This is a genomic window from Sulfurovum iocasae (genome assembly GCF_047716765.1).
GTDB lineage: Bacteria > Campylobacterota > Campylobacteria > Campylobacterales > Sulfurovaceae > Sulfurovum.
Map to the genome: position 1 here is coordinate 2764951 of NZ_CP180410.1, position 18355 is coordinate 2783305.

Below are 18355 nucleotides of genomic sequence, written 5' to 3' on the forward strand. Positions count from 1 at the left end.
AAGCCTTTTGGCTTTTACTTTTTAGCAATACCATACGAATACACTTAACTTTCTCTTTCTTTCAATACCTATAGAATTTTAAATACCTTTAAATTTATGATACAATATTTAAGAACTATTAACTTTATCACAGGATATTGAACAGTGTCGTAAACAGTACATATAAGGATTTGCTTGAAACCAAAACTCAGTGAACTTTTGTCAGCCTCATTTGAGTTCGAGGAGTACAGCCCTTTACAAACTAAGGTTCTACTTCTCAATGCAATGCTTTTCATTACGACAGTACTCACCCTTTTATTTACAGTGATCCATCTATTTATTACCCACTCATATGATCTTCTTTTCATAGACCTCTCCGTTTTTCTTTCTTTGTCATATACACTCTACATCTTACGGGCAAAGAATGATTATCAACGTGCCGCATATATTGGGAATGCTGTTTTATTTACTGCCATTCTTGCTATAACACTCCTGCATCATGGTGAAAACTATACGCTGATCTGGACATTTTTCTTTGCCCCTTTTTCCATTGTCACACTTGGAGCATTACGTGGGCTAATCGTCTCTTTTATTTTTATGGTAATGGTCCTGGCAGTTACCTATACAGGCGTGGGGGAGTGGCAAGAGGGGACATGGAATACACAAAGTTATCTTAGATTTCTTATTGCACACTTCCTCATGTTATATGTCATTTTTGTTATCCAAAACAGTAATGAAAGGGCAAATGACAAGATAGAACGGATGCGCCGTTATGAGAAAAAGCAGCTAAAATTTTTTGAACAACTCTCTATCACAGACCCTCTAACATCTCTGTATAACCGACGATTCCTCAAAGAGATCTTTCCCAGACAGTTCTTTTCGGCTAAACGCAATGACAAACTGTTTGCTTTTTTTATTCTTGACCTGGACTATTTTAAACAATATAACGACACTTATGGACATCAAAAAGGTGACTGGGCCATAGAACAGACCGCCAATATTTTAAAAGAACATCTCAGACGAAGTAGTGACTATACCTTTCGTTTGGGTGGAGAAGAGTTTGCTGCTATTATCCTTGGAGATGATATTGATTGCATACACGACAGGATCAATGCGATCCTTCAGGCAGTATCAGATCTAAGAATAGAGCACAAAGGCAGTAATGTTAAATCTGTATTGACCTGCTCTATTGGTGCCTGTATTCTGGAAGACGACTCCGAGTATGACCTTGAAGATTTCTATAGTCTCGCAGATGAAGCCTTGTATAGGGCAAAAGACAATGGACGCGATCAAGTTATCTATGCACATCAAAATATATAATTAACACCCTCTTCTTCTTTATCAGACATTTTCGATTTTTACCTACCTATATAATTGAATATTATGCTACTATATTTAATATAAAAGCAAAACCAATACAAAAGGAGCAAAGATGGAATTAAAATATGTAGGTGCCAAACCAGCAGTTTCAGCTAGAGGGGTCACATTTGACCAAACTAAACCAGACAGATATACCTTTTTAAATGCTGCTGTTGAACTTTTGGAAGCATTGAGTTTCGAGCCGACAGAGGACAAAAAGATATATCTTTACAATGTCAGTGGGAAAGAGCGTAGCGGCAGTGAATTGGTTGAGCTGCTTAAAAAACATTGTGCCAATCCTGAAGAGGCTTTTGCCAACGTTCAGGAAAAGACAAATGCATTGATCGAGAAGTATACCAGCCGTGTCAAAGAGAATGATACGATCACTGCAGATGAGCGCAGAGCATGGCTTGGCAATATTGAGATCATGCGTGACTACTATCTGCAATATGTTACGAACGAGAGAGCCTACCAATGTGCATTGAATGCATTGGCAGACAAGATCCACAAATCACATATAGAAGAAGTGACATTCCCCCTGGGTAGGAACCACGGTCTTGTGTTGAGCCATTTGGTTGATGTGTTAAGAGATCATAGACCTCCTTATGATGCCTCATTGAGTTTTGAAACAAAAGATGGTGAGACTGCAGGTAAACTAGACATGAACCGACCTAAAGCTTTAAATATATAAAACAAAAAGGATAAGTATGTTAGCTGCTGTATGGGATTTTTTAACTAGGTTTACAGAGTTTTTTTTAAGTGCTCTTTTTCTTGCTCTGATCGCATTATACGTTTATGATCGATTTATTCAAAGAAGGCATCAGTTACTCATCAATTACCCGATCATTGGTCGTTTTCGTTATTTTTTTGAGGCACTTCGAGAACCTCTTCGTCAATATTTTGCCGAAGAGACCTTTTATGAATCAAGAGATAAGATAGATTGGGTTTATACAGCTGCCAAAGATAAACCAAACTATAAATCTTTTTCAGTCGCTCAACCATTTTCCGGTTCACGCTTCATCGCAAAACACTCTGTCAATGTAAAAAATGAAGATGAAGTGTCAGATGATTTTTCTGTTACATTCGGAGAAAACAGAGAGATTCCTTTCGTAGCAAAAAGTCCCATAGTCCGTTCTGCTATGAGTGATGGTTCTTTGAGTCCCGAAGCAATACGTGCATTTTCTCTTGGAGCTTCCATCGGTCATTTCCCAGTGAATACAGGAGAAGGTGGCTTAACATCAAATCATCTTTATACACTTCATCCCGATCTCGAGAACGCAGATTATCTTGAAATTGTCAAAGGTACACCTTTTGCTGAATTTGTATTTAATGTCGTGGATAAGATATTCAATAGAACCTATGCGATCAAGGCATATAGAAAAGTACTCTTACATAAAAGAACAGAAAATACCTACATCTATGATAAAGAGACACATGTACTTTTCCGTGTAAACTGGAAAGCCCCTCTGGATGCATTTCCAAAAGAAGTACCGGAATCGATCCCTGATATTATTTTCCAAATGAGCTCAGGTCTCTATGGTGTTAGGGATGAAGATGGGAAATTTGACGAGGAGCGTTATGAAAAAGTGATGCGTTTTTGTCGTATGACAGAGATCAAGATCGCACAGGGAGCGAAGCAGACTGGAGGAAAACTGTCCGGAGTGAAAGTGAGTGCAGATATTGCTTATTATCGTGGTATTGAAGAGGGTAAAGATCTGTTCTCTCCTAACCGTTTCCCTTATGCAGATACTACCGATCATCTTCTTGACTTTGTAGGAAAACTTCAAAAGATCTCCAAAAAACCTGTAGGAATGAAAATCGTTATCTCCGATGCGAATATTGTTGATCAGATCATGGCAGCAGCTGCAAAGCGGAAAAAAGCCGGTCTTCCTCTTCCGGACTTCCTTTCAGTAGACAGTGGAGAAGGAGGAAGTGCGACTGCACCGCTTGAGTTGATGGAATCCATAGGTCTCACTACCAGAAATGCCCTCTATGTTGTTGATACAACACTGCGTAAATACGGGCTTCGTGAAGATATCAAGATCATTGCTTCTGGTAAACTTCTCACACCTGATGATGTGATCATTACGATGTCTATGGGTGCTGATGCAGTAGGTATCGCACGTGGATTTATGATGAGTGGCGGATGTATCCGTGCAAGGATGTGCTCAGGTTACGGAGGTCATCAATGTCCTATCGGAATGGCAACACAGGATCCAAAAAAGCGTGCCTCTTATATTGTTGTTAGAAAAGGACATGAGATCGCAAATTATCATAAGAATCTCTTAAAAGGGATGAAGACAATGCTGGCGGTCATGGGTTTTGAGCATATCAGTCAACTAAGCAAAAAGAACCTAACATACAAAAATACCAGTGGTGAGATCTATTTTGATATCGAGAAGTATTTTAAACAAAAATTTTATATGTAATGGCATTTAGTTCTAAAGGGAAATACTTTAGATAAACTATAATAAAAGGATAAGGTATCATTCAAATGGCAATTTTACAAAAACAGATATATACTATGATTCTCTCTGTTTCTCTGCTCTTTTTAGCAGGATGCGGTGAAGAGAAAAAGGCAACAGCACCAAAGGCTCCGCCACCACTGAATGTTGAGACGGTTACTGTCCAGAAAAAGATGTTTCCGTTTTGGGTGCAATATACTGGTATGACAAAAGCGATCAGCAGTCAGGAGATAAGGGCACGTGTTTCGGGTCGACTGGAAAAGAGATTTTTTGAAGATGGTGCTTATGTGAAAGAAGGTGATAAACTCTTTTTGATCGAACAGTCCCAGTATCAAAGCAATCTGGACGCTGCAAAATCCAGAAAAGAGAAAGACCAGGCTGCTCTAGCATTGTCAAAAGCGGATGTTAAACGCTATCAACCTCTTGTCAAAGAGGGACTTGCAGCACGCTCTACACTGGAACAATACGAAGCAAAACGTAATGCATTGATCGCAGCGATAGCCGCTGATGATGCTGCGATCAGAAATGCAGAGCTGGAGTTGAGCTATACACTCATTACGGCACCGATATCGGGGCAGGTCAGTGCCCGCCGTGTTGATGTGGGTAACCTGGTAGGGTATGGAGAGTCAACCCTTCTGACAACGATCGTGCAGACAGAGAAGATCTATACCTATTTCAGCCCTTCTGAAAAAGACGTTCAAAGGATATACAAGTTCCGTTCACGTGAAAAACTGCCTGCTTTCATCGAAGTTCGTGGTCAGGGTGAAGATATTTTTAAACGCAAACGTCTTGATGGTTTTGTCGACTTTTCCAACAATATCGTAGATCCGTTGACATCAACCATCTCCATGCGTGCGACCATAGACAACAAAGACAAATCTGTTTATCCAGGAACTTTTGTCTATATCAATATCTTCGTTACAGATCAGTTTGATTTCATCATGGTTCCACCACAGGCTATCCTTGAAGATCAGCTGGGGAAATTTGTCTATACGGTAGATGCAAATAACACAGCCAAACGAACCTCTGTCACACCCGGTATCTCATCACGCTATTACACCAATATTTCCAGCGGTTTGAAAGATAATGACAAGGTAGTGATCTCCGGTTTGGTAAAGATACAGGATGGTCGTCTTCTGGCACCTAAAGATATGACCAAGACCAAAGGTATCACCGCAATCATGAAAGAACATAAGCTGATACCAGAAGAGCCTATGGAAGAGGTACAAAAGTAAATGTTTTCTATAACCTTTATCAAACGTCCGATCCTTGCGATGGTCATCTCCTTGCTGATCATTGTTGGTGGTCTAACCTCTATGGTCGTTTTACCGATCCAGGAATTTCCGGATGTGGTACCGCCGACAGTTGTGGTGTCGGCTGATTATACAGGTGCGAATGCTTATGCGGTTGAAGACTCTGTTACCCGACCTCTGGAAGACAAGATCAACGGTGTTCAGGGTTCTATATATACCGAATCAGCAAGTACCTCTACAGGTCAATCCAAAGTTACTGTCTATTTTGAGCCGGGATATGACCTTGATATCGCTGCGGTAGATGTCCAAAACAAGGTTTCATTGGCAACTCCTTCACTGCCGGCTGAAGTCAAGCAGACAGGTGTTGTTGTCGATAAACAGAGTCCAAGTGCAGTCTGTTTTGTGACGATCAATGGTGATGATCGTTATGATGATGCCTTTTTGAGCAATTATATCAATATAAATGTACTTGATGAAATTAAGCGTATCCCCGGTGTAGGTAAAGCAGAAAACATGGGTGAGAAGAAATATGCTATGCGTATTTGGCTTGACCCTGACAAGATCAATGCTTTGGATCTAACACCTGGTGATATTATTGATGCGATCAAATCACAAAATAAACAAGCTGCTGTAGGGAAGATCGGATCATCGCCTACCTATAAGGATCAGCAAACTGAATATGTACTGACTGCTGAAGGTCGGTTGACGCAGGTTGAAGAGTTTGAAGAGATCGTGATCAAGTATAAAAAAGATGGTTCATTAGTCTATCTTCGTGATGTGTCACAAATTGAGCTGGGTGCTGAAAAATATGACTGGAATGCCATCTTAAACAAAAAACCAACCGGTTTGGTCGGTATCTATCAGTTGGCAGGCAGTAATGCTCTGGAGATCAGGGCAGCTGTTGGAAAAGTAATGGAGAAAGTCAAAAGCCGTTTTCCTGATGGAATTAGTTATGCTATTCCTTATGATACAACTGAATACGTCAATGTCGCCATTGACAATGTTATCACTAACCTTTTTATCGCGATCTTACTGGTCATAGTCATTATCTACATCTTCCTGCAATCCTGGCGTCCTACTGTCATCGCAGCGGTTGCTATACCTGTTTCACTTATTGGAGCTTTTGCCGCGATGTATATAGCACCGGGTTTTTCGATCAACTTTCTCACCCTTTTTGGGCTGATACTGGCCATAGGTATCGTCGTCGATGATGTTATTTTGGTTGTGGAAAATGTTGAAGTGATCATGTATAAAGAGCCTGAACTGACCATGCCTCAGGTCGTTAAAAAATCGATGATCGAATTGATCGGTCCGATCATTTCAACGACACTGGTTTTAGTCGCTGTTTTTATCCCCGTATCTATGGTACCGGGGATCACCGGTTCACTCTATCAGCAATTTGCTTTGACCATTTCATTTGCTGTTCTGGTCTCTTCACTCAATGCTTTGACACTTTCACCGGCTATTGCAGCTATTATCATCAAGCGCCGTGATCAGGATGAAAAGAAATTTATCGGTTTTGAACTTTTTGAAAAAGGATTTAGCTGGTTGACCGACAAATACACCTCTTTTATCACTCTGCTTATCAAGCTTCGCTATGCTGTCTTGGCACTCTTTTTTGCTTTGCTCGGCGTGATCTATTTTATGTTCATCACTACCCCGACAGGGTTTGTTCCTTCTGAAGATAAAGGGGTGTACATGGTCGCTATCAACCTCAAGCCGGGAAGTTCTATCGAACGTACCGTTGATGTCCGTAAAGAGGTTGAAGAGATCGTTGCCGGTATTGAAGGAGTGAAAGATGTCATTGCAATTGATGGATATAATGTTATCACTTCATCGCTTGATGGCAGTGCGGGAGCAATGTTTGTCACTTTGAATCACTGGGACAACAGAACAGCACCGGGTCTGGATATAGAAAGTATCATAAGGAAGACCTTTGCAAAAACAGCCCATATATCAGATGCTTCGGTTGCTGCATTTAATATGCCGGGGATCACCGGATTGGGAAGCGTAGGTGGTTTTGATTTCAGGTTACAGGATTATCTCTCAGGTGACATGGATACTTTCATGCATTATGCTCAGCAGATCATCAAAGAGGCCAATGCAGACCCTCGCATAGGAAAGGCATTTACTACCTATAATCCTTCTTACCCAATGTATGAGATCAAAATAGACCGCAAGAAAGCCAATGCACTGGGTGTTGATGTTGCTACACTGTTTGGTACCATGCAGACCTACTTGGGTTCTTTTTATGTCAATGACTTTGTCAAATACGGTAAGGTCTTTAAAGTATTTGTTCAAGCTAAAAAAGAGTTTAGAAGTGATAAAAGCGATATTGATAAGCTCTATGTCAAAAGTAAACAGGGCAAGATGGTACCAATGTCAGCACTCATTACTGTCCAAGAACAGCTTGGACCACAAAATATTTCCCACTACAACCTCTACCGATCTATTCAGATCAACGGTGCCCCAGCCCAAGGGTACAGTTCCGGTGAAGCGATGGCAGCGATGGAAGAGATCGCTGAACGTGTGTTACCCAATGCCTACGGATATGATTGGTCAGGGATGTCTTTTCAAGAGAAAGTTGCCGGCAAGGGCCAGGTTCTGGTCTTTTTCTTTGTAGCTTTGGTGGTCTTCCTTGTACTCTCTGCACAATATGAATCATGGATCCTGCCACTGATGATTTTGCTCTCGGTTCCTATTGTAATGATCGGAGCCATGGGGGCACTCAAGATGGCAGGACTGCCACTCAATGTCTATGCGCAGGTGGGGTTGGTCCTCTTGATCGCCCTTGCCTCCAAAAATGCGATTTTGATCGTTGAATTTGCCAAAGAGCTGCGAGAATCAGGCAAAAGTATCATCGAAGCCGGAATTCAGGCAGGAAGACTTCGCTTCCGTGCCATTATGATGACGATCCTCTCTTTTGTATTTGGTACGGCACCTCTAGCTTTTGCAAGCGGTGCAGGTGCTGTGACACAAAAATCAATCGGAGTGGGGCTTCTGGGAGGAATGCTGGCGGCAACCATAGTAAGTACCCTTCTGGTACCGGTACTGTATGTCCTGCTTTCAACGATGCGTGAGAAATTTGTCTCTGTAGAAGATGAAATAGCAAAACGGGAGATGATCTAAATGAAACGTTTAATACAAGGGATAGGGACAGGATTGGTGACAATAACACTGCTTGTCTCTGCAAATAGCAAAATATTGACCATTGATAAAGCCATAGAGATCACACTCAAACACAGCCCGGATATCGATATAAGCCGCTTTGATTTTAAAAGGGCGATAGAACGTACCAAATTTCAAGAGGGATACTATCTCCCTCGCTTGGATCTGGGTGCCGGGGCAGGAGGCCTAGGGATGGATTTCAAGGGTCAAGATAACTTGAATGGTACTACACTGCTTGGCAGTCTTAGTGCGTCTCAGCTCATTTATGACTTTGGAAAAACAAGCGGCAGGATCTCTGCGGCAGATGAGGAAGCCAATGCGCTTCAAGCAAGCATGAATCAATTCATCTCCAATAAGATCTTGCTTATTAAGGCACGTTATTATGATGTTTTAAAAATGAAAAGTTTGATCCAAGTCAACAAGAAAAATATAGAATTACAAAAAGGCCAACTCAGAAGAGCACAGCGTTATTATGATAGCGGGATCAAAACGATCATCGATGTTTCTGATGCTACAGTACGTTTGACACAGGCAGAGCTCGAATTAAACAATTCAGAATATGAACTCAAGCTGCGTCGAGCGATACTTGAGCAAACAATGGGGTATGTTCCCTACAGTGGAAACTATAAACTCTATCATAGGAAGCTGGATCTCCCAAATGTCAGTCGCCATCTTCCTCAGATCAGCACATCTCTTTCTCAGCTGGAAGGTTTTGCTTATGACCATCGTTATGAGTTAAAAAGTTCCAAGTATCTCGTAGAGAGTTCAAAATCTCTTATAGAGAGTGAAAAAGGGGGATACCTTCCTACACTTTCACTTAGAGGAGACTATACAGCACAACATGTAGATAATGATTTTATTTCTTCCACACCAGAGAGACAATGGCAGGCAGGGGTTGATCTGCAATGGAATCTTTTTGCCGGAAATCAAACGGATGCCTCTGTACAGGAAGCCAAGATCTCTGCTCTGAAAGCAGCTTCCCATGTAGATGAGGTACGCCTTCTGATCAAACGGCAGGTGATCGAATCCAGTTTGGGTGTACGGAGGACTAAAGATTCCGTTACACTTTCTGAAAGTATTGCAAAAGCCAGTAAGAAAAAGTTTGTTCAGGCGCAAAAACGATATGAGAATGATCTTTCAGACTACATAGAACTTCAGGAAGCACAACAGGGGTATATTAACTCATTGGGAGAGTTGGTAAATGCGTATTATGATTATTATATTGCAATCGCACAACTTGATTTTGCAGTAGGACGATAAAAGGCACTAGGTTTAAAAGGTCTTCTGTCTTTTAGTCCGTTACGTCAAATTAGTGAGATACTTTAAAATCTCTAAAAACACACTGTATTGAGAATTAGGTTGGATTGTATAAAGTTGGTGGCCGGGAGAGGGGGATTTTAAATAATACATATTGCAAACTTTCTTAAATAATCTCAAAATACTACTAAAACCCCACTATATAGGCACTTTTTTAATATTGCCATTATACAAAGTTTGCTAAACTATTGCAAGTAAATATAAATAATGGGTAGCAATAGGGTAGCAAAATGGCACGTATTAAATCAAATAAGTATGCAGGTGTGTATCTTAACCACTTAGTAAGCGGTGATATTAGTTATTCAATCAACTATAAAAATCATAACAGTAAAAAGGTATGGGTAACAATTGGTAAAAAATCAAATGGTGTAAATGAAAAGTTTGCAAACACTAAACGTGCTGAATATGTAAACAAGGTTAAAACCGGTGCTGATCCGTTGGAACATAAAAAGAAAAAAGAGATTGTTTCACTTAATCATTTAGCAAATGTGTATTTTGATGATAAAGCAGATGAAAACAAAACCAACGATAGGCAAAAGGGAAAGTATAAACTACATATAAAACCCGTATTAGGTAGCAAAGATATACAGGCCGTTACAAAAGATGATGTAGTTAAATTACAAAAGTCATTAAAAGCCAAAGATAAAGCACCTAAAACTGTAAACGGTGCGATCACACTATTAAAGGCAATAATTAACCACAGCATCAAAGAAAAGGATTTAAAGTTAATTAATCCATGTATAGGAGTGAAGCCGTTAAAAGAAGATGATAAGCGCGAACGCTATTTAACGATTGATGAAGTTAAGAAAGTAATTGAAAGTGTGCAAGGCAATGAAATACTATATCATTTTGTAAAGATGGCCTTAACCACAGGTGCAAGGCTTGAAAGCGTATTGCACATGCAGAAAAAAGATATTAACCTCAACAACAACAGCGTAACGATCACTGATCTTAAAAGTGGTGGCACATATACGGCCTTTTATGATGATGACTATAAGGACAAAATAGAAAGCTACACTAAACAGTTAAAACTAAATGATTATTTCATTGGTGGGAAAGCTGAACCAATACCCGGCCGTACAATGCGCCGTTGGTTAAAACCTAAATTAGATGAATTGTTTAACGTAGGGCTTGAAATAGATGATGCAAAAAACCGTGTGGTTATTCATACGTTACGGCATACGTTTGCTTCACAGCTTGCTATTGCAGGTGTACCAATACTTACAATCAAAACATTAATGAACCATGCAGATATTGCACAAACAATGAGATATGCAAAGTTAGCACCCGATCAAGGGAGTGAAGCGGTAAAGGGGCTTTATAGATGAGTATAACTTCCGAATTGATAAATGAAAAGATTAAAGACCTTGAACATGATCTCGAACAAGCACTCAAGGAAAATGAAAGGGCTAGGGATTGGGGTATTGAATATAGACCAAGTTGCTACGAAGTCAGTTCATTAACTATTAAAGCAATATCAGATGCTTGTATCAGGGTAGAAAACACTATAAGGAATGAGATAAAAGTACTAAAAAACTGTTTTAATGATGATATGATCAATGATCTTGACTACATAATTGACATAAATAATGATCTTTGTATGGGTGATATTCGCTTGATCATATCTACACGTGTAGATATTGTTAAATTTGAAGAAAGCGGGATAAGTGAAAAGGATTATAATCGCGATATGAAAACAATCAGAAATAAAATAGATGATATATCAAAATTTAATCCGGGCATTAGATTAGGTACAATGGATATACCAATCCACAAAAACGAAGCAATAAAGTCACTTGTCCTCGGATTAACAAGGGGTCTTAGGGGATACGTTAAAAATTTACCCAACAAGGCTATTAATAGTAGTGTTATCAAGGATATTATAACTGTAATCTCCGATGCTAAGCGTATGCCAAAGAGTCAAGGTTCTTTTGAAGAAATGACAATTGAGTTAATTGAGGACTTAATTAAAAACAAATAACTATCTCCGCAAAAGTGCGGAGATAACCCCTATCAAACTACTTTATCAACTGCTAAAATTGACCTATCTTAAACACATAAGGATAGGCAAATGCAAACTACCACAAAACAATCTAACATAGCATTTAAAGCACTTTCTACACCTGAAGCACAAACAATCTTTGATGATCTACGTGCAGAGGGTTACGGAATGAATATTAATAAAAAGCAGTATGCAGCAATAGCAAATTGTAGTGTAAGTGCAGTTGATAACTACATAGCAAAAGGTTACGGTGTACCAAGCTACAAGAAGATAGGACATCAACGCAACGCCCGCGTGCTTTTTTCGTTACGTACAGTAGCGGAGTATTTTGCAGCACAAACAGTACAAACAGCATAGGCATACAAAATGAATAGCAAAGATTTTGTAGCGAATAGCTTTACACAAAACCCACAGCGTTACGGTATTGATAATGGCGATCTTAATATGGTAAATGATTATTTATCAAGCAGGGGTTGGGATACATTAACCCGTGAACAGTTTAGGGCGGTGGCTTCAATAGCACGGTTACGTAATATGTTTTTAGTTGATAACCCAGACTATGATTTACGAAAGAAGAATGAAGTATCTTTATTTATACAGCTTAGTATCTATGATTTTTTAGATGATGATACGATCACACAAACACGAAAGCTAACCAAATACTTTGCAGGTGATGAAAGCCGTTTACTGCAAAGTAATAGCCGTATAAAAGATAGTGTACGTGGTGTTGATAATGAACATATCACAGCAGCTAAGATCATGTTACCGTTATTTGTATCAAGTCCACAGCTAAAGAAAATCAAAATAAACAAAGACAAAACAAGTACCACAGACACGGGCTTTGATAATGATTTAGAGGAAAAAACACAGACAAAATTAAGTGATGAGGAAGCGGGAGAATAGCAAACCCCGCCTTTAAAATCGCGTGATGAATTGTATCATAACAAACAATAAAATACTATTATCAACCGCAAAGGGTAGTAACAAAGCAACTACTAACGGCTATGAAGTTACCGAGCTTACAACACCTCAACAGCTTATGCAGGTAATGAACCGTAAGGCGGTGGCTATTGGATTGTTTAGCAATGGACACCGACACGGCAACTATTTGCAAGCAATGGCAAATGTGTATTTTGTGGATATTGACATAGCACCCGCAACAGGCGAAGCACCATATTATCAAACTATCGAAGCAAAACTAAAAGCGTTAAATATCTCTTTTGTAAGTGTACCCAGCAAGAGTGCAGATCAATACACTTATAAAAGACATATAGCCATTATACTTGACAGCTATTTGCCTACAGGTAAAAAAGCATTTAATAAAGCTGCACATTATATTTTAAATACGGTGGGTATTGATGTAACCAAGATTGATAATAGAGTAGCTTTTAACAATGTATCATTTTTAGCACCCGCAAATATTAACAGGCACTTTATCAACTATGATGATCTATCAAGCTTTTATGATGGTGTAGCCCTAAACATACCCAAACATTTAAAAGCCGTCCATGATGAGGTTACGGCACTTAATAACGATATTGACAGCAATCAGTTAGTAAGGTTTGCAGATGGTAGCACCGTTCCAATATTTGAAGCCAAAAAGCTTATAGGTATTGGTGAAAATAAATCATGCTATTGCCCGAACCCAAACCATAGTGACAATAATCCAAGTGCAACCTTTTATCATAATAGCAATGGCAGGGTAAAGATATTTTGTGCGGTGTGTGGTGATGTGAAGATCAACACCAACTTTATACCATTGATACCAAGTATTACACATGATCACTATAACTACTCAATCATTTTGAATAATGCACCACAAGCCAAAATAAGCACTTTAATACCAAAGATAGGTGATTACTCATACAAAACAGATACAAGCGTTATTTGGGGATACAGTGTATCAAACATAGGGGATATTTACCAACTATTACTTGCTAAAGTGTATTTAGTGCAAACAGGCTTTGAAGTGCTGCACCAACCAACAGTTAAAGCACATCATAACCTTTTGGATACTGCAACGCTGCACCCAATAACAAAAAATGTAACACTACCAACGGCATACATACCACAGGGCATACAAAAAAGCGAACACTATTACCGATACAAGCAAACAGCGACTTATGTTTTTAATCATTACTTGTTTGTTGAAGCTGCTATTTATGCAACCTATCAAAACATCATTGCACCCAGCAGATCATTTAATGATACTTGCAATTTGGGATTAGCTTATTTTGATCATGTGTTGCAGGTAATGGATAAGCAAAAAGCTTTTAATCAATCAAATAAAACCTATCCAATGAAATTGCAGGGCAAAGCTAAAACAAAAATAATACAGCAAAGGGTTAAAAATATGTCACACGGTACACAGTTAAAAATAACAGCACGACAAAAAAAGGTTATGCAGTTATTGAATGATGAAAAGTTTTTAAAGTTTGATGGTGAACCAAATTTAACAGCTATTGCAAAAAAGTTGGGTGTAACACGTAAAACTTTATACGCTGATATTGAAGTAATAAAAACAAAGCAAAAGGCACACACAAATGATACATAGTATATATTATTTAGCGTTTTTGAAATTACACACTCACACTACCAAGCAAAGCACCGATACAAGGGCATTAAATTTAGTTAGTGTTTTAGAAACTATACACAAACTATACACTCAATCAAGTGCCAAAGTGGACAAAATGGACACTATAAAAAAGGCACAAATATGAATAAATTACAAAACAAACAACAAAAGTTTGAGTTAAGACCATACCAAACCGATATTGTAGAACGTGCAACCAAAGCAAAAGGCAGTGTTTTGGTTGAGCTTGCAACGGGTGGGGGTAAAAGTGTCATAGCTAAAGAGATTATCAAACGTGAAACAGATCAAGGCGGTATTGCTTTGATTGTAGCACCCAAAATAAACTTGCTTGAACAGTTGGCGGGTACATTTACCCAGCTGCAACCACAGATCATACACGGTGCGAAAGATTATAATAAACAGCATAATGTATTTGTATCGACACTACAAACAGCATACAAACGAAAGTTAGGCTTTAAACCTACAATGATACTGATAGATGAAACACATTACGGATTTAGTGGGAAGATGATCAAGCAACTATTGGACAGCTTCAAAGGTAAGGTAGTTGGATTGAGTGCAACACCATACGATAAGCAGGGTAAAACATTGGAGGGCTTTAAAACACACCTGAATGATTACAGCTTAGAGTATATGATCACTAACGGTTACTTAGTGCCAATGATAAGTTATCAACCCGTTAAAGTGAACTTGAAAGGCATACGAACTACAGCAGGTGATTACAATATGCAAGACCTTGATCAAAAGTTTAACACCATTGAAAGTGTCATGCAGGTAGTGGACGCAACTAAAGAGAAGATACAGCAGCGTAAACAAGCATTGGTGTTTTGTATCACGATCAAGCATAGTGAAGCAATGGCAAAAGCTTATAATGATGCAGGGGTTAAAGCAATGGCTATACACTCACAGCTAACAAAGGAACAGCAAGCCGAAGCAATGGAAGCATTTAAAAGCGGTGATGTAAAAGTGCTAACTAATGCTGATATGCTAACCACAGGATTTGATCACCCACCGACAGATACTATTGTACTTGCAAGGGCTACCAAGTCACAAAACCTTTATAAGCAAATGGTGGGGCGTGTGTTGAGGTTAGCACCAAACAAACATGATGGAGTATTGCTTGATTGTGCAGAGGTTATCAGTAACTTAGGATTACCAACAGCACCGATCAGACCAAAGCAAGAAAATGAAGCTATTGAAGCCAAGCAATCTGTATGTAGTGAGTGTGCAAGTACCCGAATTTATCGGAGTATTAAAAAAGACACAGCTTATAAAGTATGTGCTGAATGTGGACACCATGAAGAGATTGAAAGCCAAACAGGTTACGAATGTGAAGAGTGCGGAAAGATACACGGCAATGATGCAAGCTTCACAGCAGATCACGGCAAACTGTATTTAGTGTGTGAGTGTGGGCATGAAACCATTGTTAGTGAAGCAACCACACATGATGAACTACAAGCAATATTTGATAATCGTTTGATCGAAACATTGCAAAGACGTATTACAGCCACATACTGCACATGGTTGATAAATAATCACGGTACTACATTTATATTTAGAGATGAGGTTAAGCGACAGATAGCAGCACTTAACGCTTTGATTGAACAACAGCCCGAACAAGTAACAGGCTTAAAGATGGATACAGTACAGGTGTATGATGGTTGGAGGTTGATCAGTAGAGAATATGAAGCTAATTATTTACCCACAGATACACAGCCTTTACAACAGAACACCCAAGCATTGAAACAAAGATTTTATAACACACACAGTTTTGATACAGCAGTCACAGCACTTGATATGCTACTTGAAGCAGAGAGCAAAGAACCTTTGAAAGAGTGGGTGGTTGATAAAACAAGACAGCAGATAAATGATAGTTTTGTAAAAGGCATGGAAGCTATGACTGTTAAGCGATTAAAGAACCTATACAGTAACAATAAAGACTGCAATAGTGTAGATGCTTTTATCCCGTACATTGAACAGCAAAGGGCATAGTAATGAATGATGAAATTTACAATCTACAGATCAGTAAAAAGTTTTTAAAAGAGATGAACTACTTAACCAAAATGAGTATCAAGGTGTATATGTCATTGGTGTTTTTAAAGCATAAGCGTGGGGATAACTTCAAGGCTTCACACTATGAAATATCTATCAATTTGTTTAATGATGGTGATTGGTATGGTGAGTGGTTTGGCATACGAACTGATCATGGGCAGTACTTCAAAGCTTTTAAACAGTTGGAAGCATTAGGGTTAATAAAAGTCTATCGAGGTAAGACCAAGAACGGAGGAAATAAAGTAAATAGATATCGTGTGTATTGATAGTGAAACAAGCAGAAAATGAACTTACACAAGAAGAGGCTACCAAAAGATGCTATATTATAGAAAAGAAGAAGGAGCAAAAGATGATACTATCCAAGAGCGAGAGCAAGAAACAATACAACCTCTACCTGCAAGCAGTACAGATACAGTACCCGAAAATGGTAAAGAGCGAACAGGCAGCGGCAGCACAACTAATGTTGATGGACCTCAATCAACTGATAGAGGACCTACCCCAGGACGACCGACAATCAAGGGGGGAGATGAACGAGATAGTAATGTACGACCACATCGTAGTAAACGCGTAACTAAAAACCAATTCACTATTGAACAGAACGAAGCGATTACTCAAGGAGAAGTCGCAAGGTTCAACGATAACTATAATGCAATCAAGTTGTTAAAAGAAGATAAATCCTTTTACACCAAAGAAGAACTCTCAACACTATCACGATATACAGGGTGTATTGATAGTGAAAGTAATAGTAAGGTTACGGTAAGGTTTGGTAGCAAAGCCCGTATTAATAAAACCTCTCATTGGTAGAGAAAGCAATGCTAATGTTACCATAAGGTTAGTAGTGAAACCCGCGTTAATAAAAGTTAACATTGATAGAAAAAGCAATGGCAAGGTTTGGGCAAGGTTAGAGGAATTAACGGACACTATAAAAAAGAGTTTTCCGTATCTATAAAAAGACTTGTTTACTTATTCACATTTTTTTTAATAGAACTGTTATTATGTTAACCATTATTTACCGAGTACAACGTAAAGTATAGCATTTTAGTATATGTGCCTAAGTCATTTATGTAATTAAATCAATCTAAAACTTAATGATTGAATAGCCTTGCAAGTATGATGTGAACGTGCTTAGTGGATATGTGAATAAGTAGTAAATACAATTTTAACTCATTTTGCAGAATTTGATTTGTTGTTTTATTTGGAAAGTTATTCACAGTACAGAAACATAATTTTTTGGCACAGTAAAAAAGGACAAACAGGACACATTAAAAAGAGTATTCCGAAGTAATAAAAAAAGAGTTTTTCCACACTATAAAAAAGGCATAATTAAATGAGTTTTCTTACACTATAAAAAAGGGGTGTAAAACGGCTATTTTTAAAGAATGGGTAGCAATAGGGTAGCAAGGTACTAAAGTGTCAAACCTTAAAGAAGCTATAAAGTAACGGTGTAGTCGTTGTTTGTGATAATTTTTGGTTAGTTAGTGGCCGGGAGAGGGGGATTCGAACCCCCGGAGGTGTGACCCTCACCGGTTTTCAAGACCGGCACATTCGACCACTCTGACATCTCCCGACATTTGAAGAATAGAATACTATCTAAAAATAGATAAAATCTAGTTTATATAATGGAGGAGCCACCCGGATTTGAACCGGGGATAGCAGCTTTGCAGGCTGCGGCCTTACCGCTTGGCGATGGCTCCGTCTTATAAATTAACCATGGAGGAGTCACCTGGAATTGAACACAGGGATAACAGCGTTGCAAGCTGCGGCCTTAACACTTGGCTATGACTCCACACTAAAAAAATACATATCTATACACATCAAACGAACTCTATTCTTTTGCTAGTGTAATGAGTGGTACCCGGAGCCGGACTTGAACCGGCACGGTCGCAATGACCGGGGGATTTTAAGTCCCCTGTGTCTACCATTCCACCACCCGGGCTTAATTGGTACCATTCATATATTGAAATATTAATTGTTTATGGAGCGGGCGAAGGGAATCGAACCCTCTACCCCAACCTTGGCAAGGTTATGCTCTACCGATGAGCTACGCCCGCATTTCCATATCCTCTTCTAGGGATTAGCCTAAAATTGGAGTGCGATTATAGCTAAATAACCTTTTAATGTAAAGAGAAAAGCGTACTTTTGGATAAAAATGCTTTATACTATACAT

Annotated in this window: 14 protein-coding genes and 5 tRNA genes; 14 read left to right on the forward strand and 5 right to left on the reverse strand. The window is 39.0% G+C overall.

Annotated features, from left to right (window positions below; translation table 11 throughout):
- The first annotated feature begins 174 nt into the window (after nucleotides 1-174).
- The 14 genes from ACLHDG_RS13775 to ACLHDG_RS13840 all read left to right on the forward strand — a co-directional run bounded on the left by ACLHDG_RS13775 (nucleotide 175) and on the right by ACLHDG_RS13840 (nucleotide 16992).
- Nucleotides 175-1299 carry a GGDEF domain-containing protein gene (locus ACLHDG_RS13775; protein ID WP_415406815.1) on the forward strand — a complete coding sequence of 375 codons (1125 nt, stop codon included), beginning with the start codon at nucleotides 175-177 and terminating at the stop codon, nucleotides 1297-1299.
- Between the two features lie 112 nt (nucleotides 1300-1411).
- A complete protein-coding gene (locus ACLHDG_RS13780; protein ID WP_415406816.1) occupies nucleotides 1412-2029 on the forward strand; it encodes a hypothetical protein in 618 nt (205 codons plus the stop codon).
- Between the two features lie 16 nt (nucleotides 2030-2045).
- Nucleotides 2046-3767, forward strand: a complete 1722-nt coding sequence (locus ACLHDG_RS13785) for a glutamate synthase-related protein (RefSeq protein WP_415406817.1) — start codon at nucleotides 2046-2048, stop codon at nucleotides 3765-3767.
- 65 nt (nucleotides 3768-3832) lie between these two features.
- Nucleotides 3833-5038 (forward strand): efflux RND transporter periplasmic adaptor subunit, encoded by a 1206-nt coding sequence (locus ACLHDG_RS13790; RefSeq protein WP_415406818.1) that lies wholly within the window; start codon nucleotides 3833-3835, stop codon nucleotides 5036-5038.
- Complete coding sequence (locus ACLHDG_RS13795; RefSeq protein ID WP_415406819.1) at nucleotides 5039-8185, forward strand: efflux RND transporter permease subunit; 3147 nt, start codon at nucleotides 5039-5041, stop codon at nucleotides 8183-8185.
- Nucleotides 8186-9484 carry a TolC family protein gene (locus ACLHDG_RS13800; protein ID WP_415406820.1) on the forward strand — a complete coding sequence of 433 codons (1299 nt, stop codon included), beginning with the start codon at nucleotides 8186-8188 and terminating at the stop codon, nucleotides 9482-9484.
- 287 nt (nucleotides 9485-9771) lie between these two features.
- Nucleotides 9772-10869, forward strand: coding sequence for a tyrosine-type recombinase/integrase (locus tag ACLHDG_RS13805; RefSeq protein WP_415406821.1), 1098 nt, complete (start codon nucleotides 9772-9774; stop codon nucleotides 10867-10869).
- Nucleotides 10866-11522, forward strand: coding sequence for a hypothetical protein (locus tag ACLHDG_RS13810; protein WP_415406822.1), 657 nt, complete (start codon nucleotides 10866-10868; stop codon nucleotides 11520-11522). Before ACLHDG_RS13805 ends, ACLHDG_RS13810 begins: the two co-directional genes overlap by 4 nt.
- Before the next feature lie 90 nt (nucleotides 11523-11612).
- A complete protein-coding gene (locus ACLHDG_RS13815; protein ID WP_415406823.1) occupies nucleotides 11613-11900 on the forward strand; it encodes a hypothetical protein in 288 nt (95 codons plus the stop codon).
- Between the two features lie 9 nt (nucleotides 11901-11909).
- Complete coding sequence (locus tag ACLHDG_RS13820; protein ID WP_415406824.1) at nucleotides 11910-12446, forward strand: hypothetical protein; 537 nt, start codon at nucleotides 11910-11912, stop codon at nucleotides 12444-12446.
- Nucleotides 12447-12471: 25 nt separating this feature from the next.
- Nucleotides 12472-14097 (forward strand): hypothetical protein, encoded by a 1626-nt coding sequence (locus tag ACLHDG_RS13825; protein ID WP_415406825.1) that lies wholly within the window; start codon nucleotides 12472-12474, stop codon nucleotides 14095-14097.
- 162 nt (nucleotides 14098-14259) lie between these two features.
- Entirely contained in the window at nucleotides 14260-16128 is a 1869-nt protein-coding gene (locus tag ACLHDG_RS13830) for a DEAD/DEAH box helicase (RefSeq protein ID WP_415406826.1), read from the forward strand.
- A 2-nt stretch (nucleotides 16129-16130) separates the two neighbouring features.
- Entirely contained in the window at nucleotides 16131-16454 is a 324-nt protein-coding gene (locus ACLHDG_RS13835; protein WP_415406827.1) for a hypothetical protein, read from the forward strand.
- Between the two features lie 49 nt (nucleotides 16455-16503).
- The gene (locus ACLHDG_RS13840) at nucleotides 16504-16992 is read left to right on the forward strand and encodes a hypothetical protein (RefSeq protein WP_415406828.1); all 489 of its coding nucleotides are present in this window, start codon (nucleotides 16504-16506) and stop codon (nucleotides 16990-16992) included.
- A 675-nt stretch (nucleotides 16993-17667) separates the two neighbouring features.
- On the opposite strand, the gene ACLHDG_RS13845 is transcribed toward ACLHDG_RS13840, so the two are convergent.
- The 5 genes from ACLHDG_RS13845 to ACLHDG_RS13865 all read right to left on the reverse strand — a co-directional run bounded on the left by ACLHDG_RS13845 (nucleotide 17668) and on the right by ACLHDG_RS13865 (nucleotide 18239).
- Nucleotides 17668-17755 (reverse strand) — tRNA-Ser (locus tag ACLHDG_RS13845).
- A gap of 53 nt (nucleotides 17756-17808) precedes the next feature.
- Nucleotides 17809-17882, reverse strand: a tRNA-Cys gene (locus tag ACLHDG_RS13850).
- 17 nt (nucleotides 17883-17899) lie between these two features.
- Nucleotides 17900-17974: transfer RNA gene (locus tag ACLHDG_RS13855), tRNA-Cys, on the reverse strand.
- 63 nt (nucleotides 17975-18037) lie between these two features.
- A tRNA-Leu gene (locus tag ACLHDG_RS13860) sits at nucleotides 18038-18124 on the reverse strand.
- Between the two features lie 40 nt (nucleotides 18125-18164).
- A tRNA-Gly gene (locus tag ACLHDG_RS13865) sits at nucleotides 18165-18239 on the reverse strand.
- Between the last annotated feature and the right edge of the window lie 116 nt (nucleotides 18240-18355).

What these genes read in the sequence shown, in the direction of transcription:
- ACLHDG_RS13780 (WP_415406816.1), top strand. Translation starts at nt 1,412, where the DNA reads ATGGAATTAAAATATGTAGGTGCCAAACCAGCAGTTTCAGCTAGAGGG.
- ACLHDG_RS13785 (WP_415406817.1), top strand. Translation starts at nt 2,046, where the DNA reads ATGTTAGCTGCTGTATGGGATTTTTTAACTAGGTTTACAGAGTTTTTT.
- ACLHDG_RS13790 (WP_415406818.1), top strand. Translation starts at nt 3,833, where the DNA reads ATGGCAATTTTACAAAAACAGATATATACTATGATTCTCTCTGTTTCT.
- ACLHDG_RS13795 (WP_415406819.1), top strand. Translation starts at nt 5,039, where the DNA reads ATGTTTTCTATAACCTTTATCAAACGTCCGATCCTTGCGATGGTCATC.
- ACLHDG_RS13800 (WP_415406820.1), top strand. Translation starts at nt 8,186, where the DNA reads ATGAAACGTTTAATACAAGGGATAGGGACAGGATTGGTGACAATAACA.
- ACLHDG_RS13805 (WP_415406821.1), top strand. Translation starts at nt 9,772, where the DNA reads ATGGCACGTATTAAATCAAATAAGTATGCAGGTGTGTATCTTAACCAC.
- ACLHDG_RS13810 (WP_415406822.1), top strand. Translation starts at nt 10,866, where the DNA reads ATGAGTATAACTTCCGAATTGATAAATGAAAAGATTAAAGACCTTGAA.
- ACLHDG_RS13815 (WP_415406823.1), top strand. Translation starts at nt 11,613, where the DNA reads ATGCAAACTACCACAAAACAATCTAACATAGCATTTAAAGCACTTTCT.
- ACLHDG_RS13820 (WP_415406824.1), top strand. Translation starts at nt 11,910, where the DNA reads ATGAATAGCAAAGATTTTGTAGCGAATAGCTTTACACAAAACCCACAG.
- ACLHDG_RS13825 (WP_415406825.1), top strand. Translation starts at nt 12,472, where the DNA reads ATGAATTGTATCATAACAAACAATAAAATACTATTATCAACCGCAAAG.
- ACLHDG_RS13830 (WP_415406826.1), top strand. Translation starts at nt 14,260, where the DNA reads ATGAATAAATTACAAAACAAACAACAAAAGTTTGAGTTAAGACCATAC.
- ACLHDG_RS13835 (WP_415406827.1), top strand. Translation starts at nt 16,131, where the DNA reads ATGAATGATGAAATTTACAATCTACAGATCAGTAAAAAGTTTTTAAAA.
- ACLHDG_RS13840 (WP_415406828.1), top strand. Translation starts at nt 16,504, where the DNA reads ATGCTATATTATAGAAAAGAAGAAGGAGCAAAAGATGATACTATCCAA.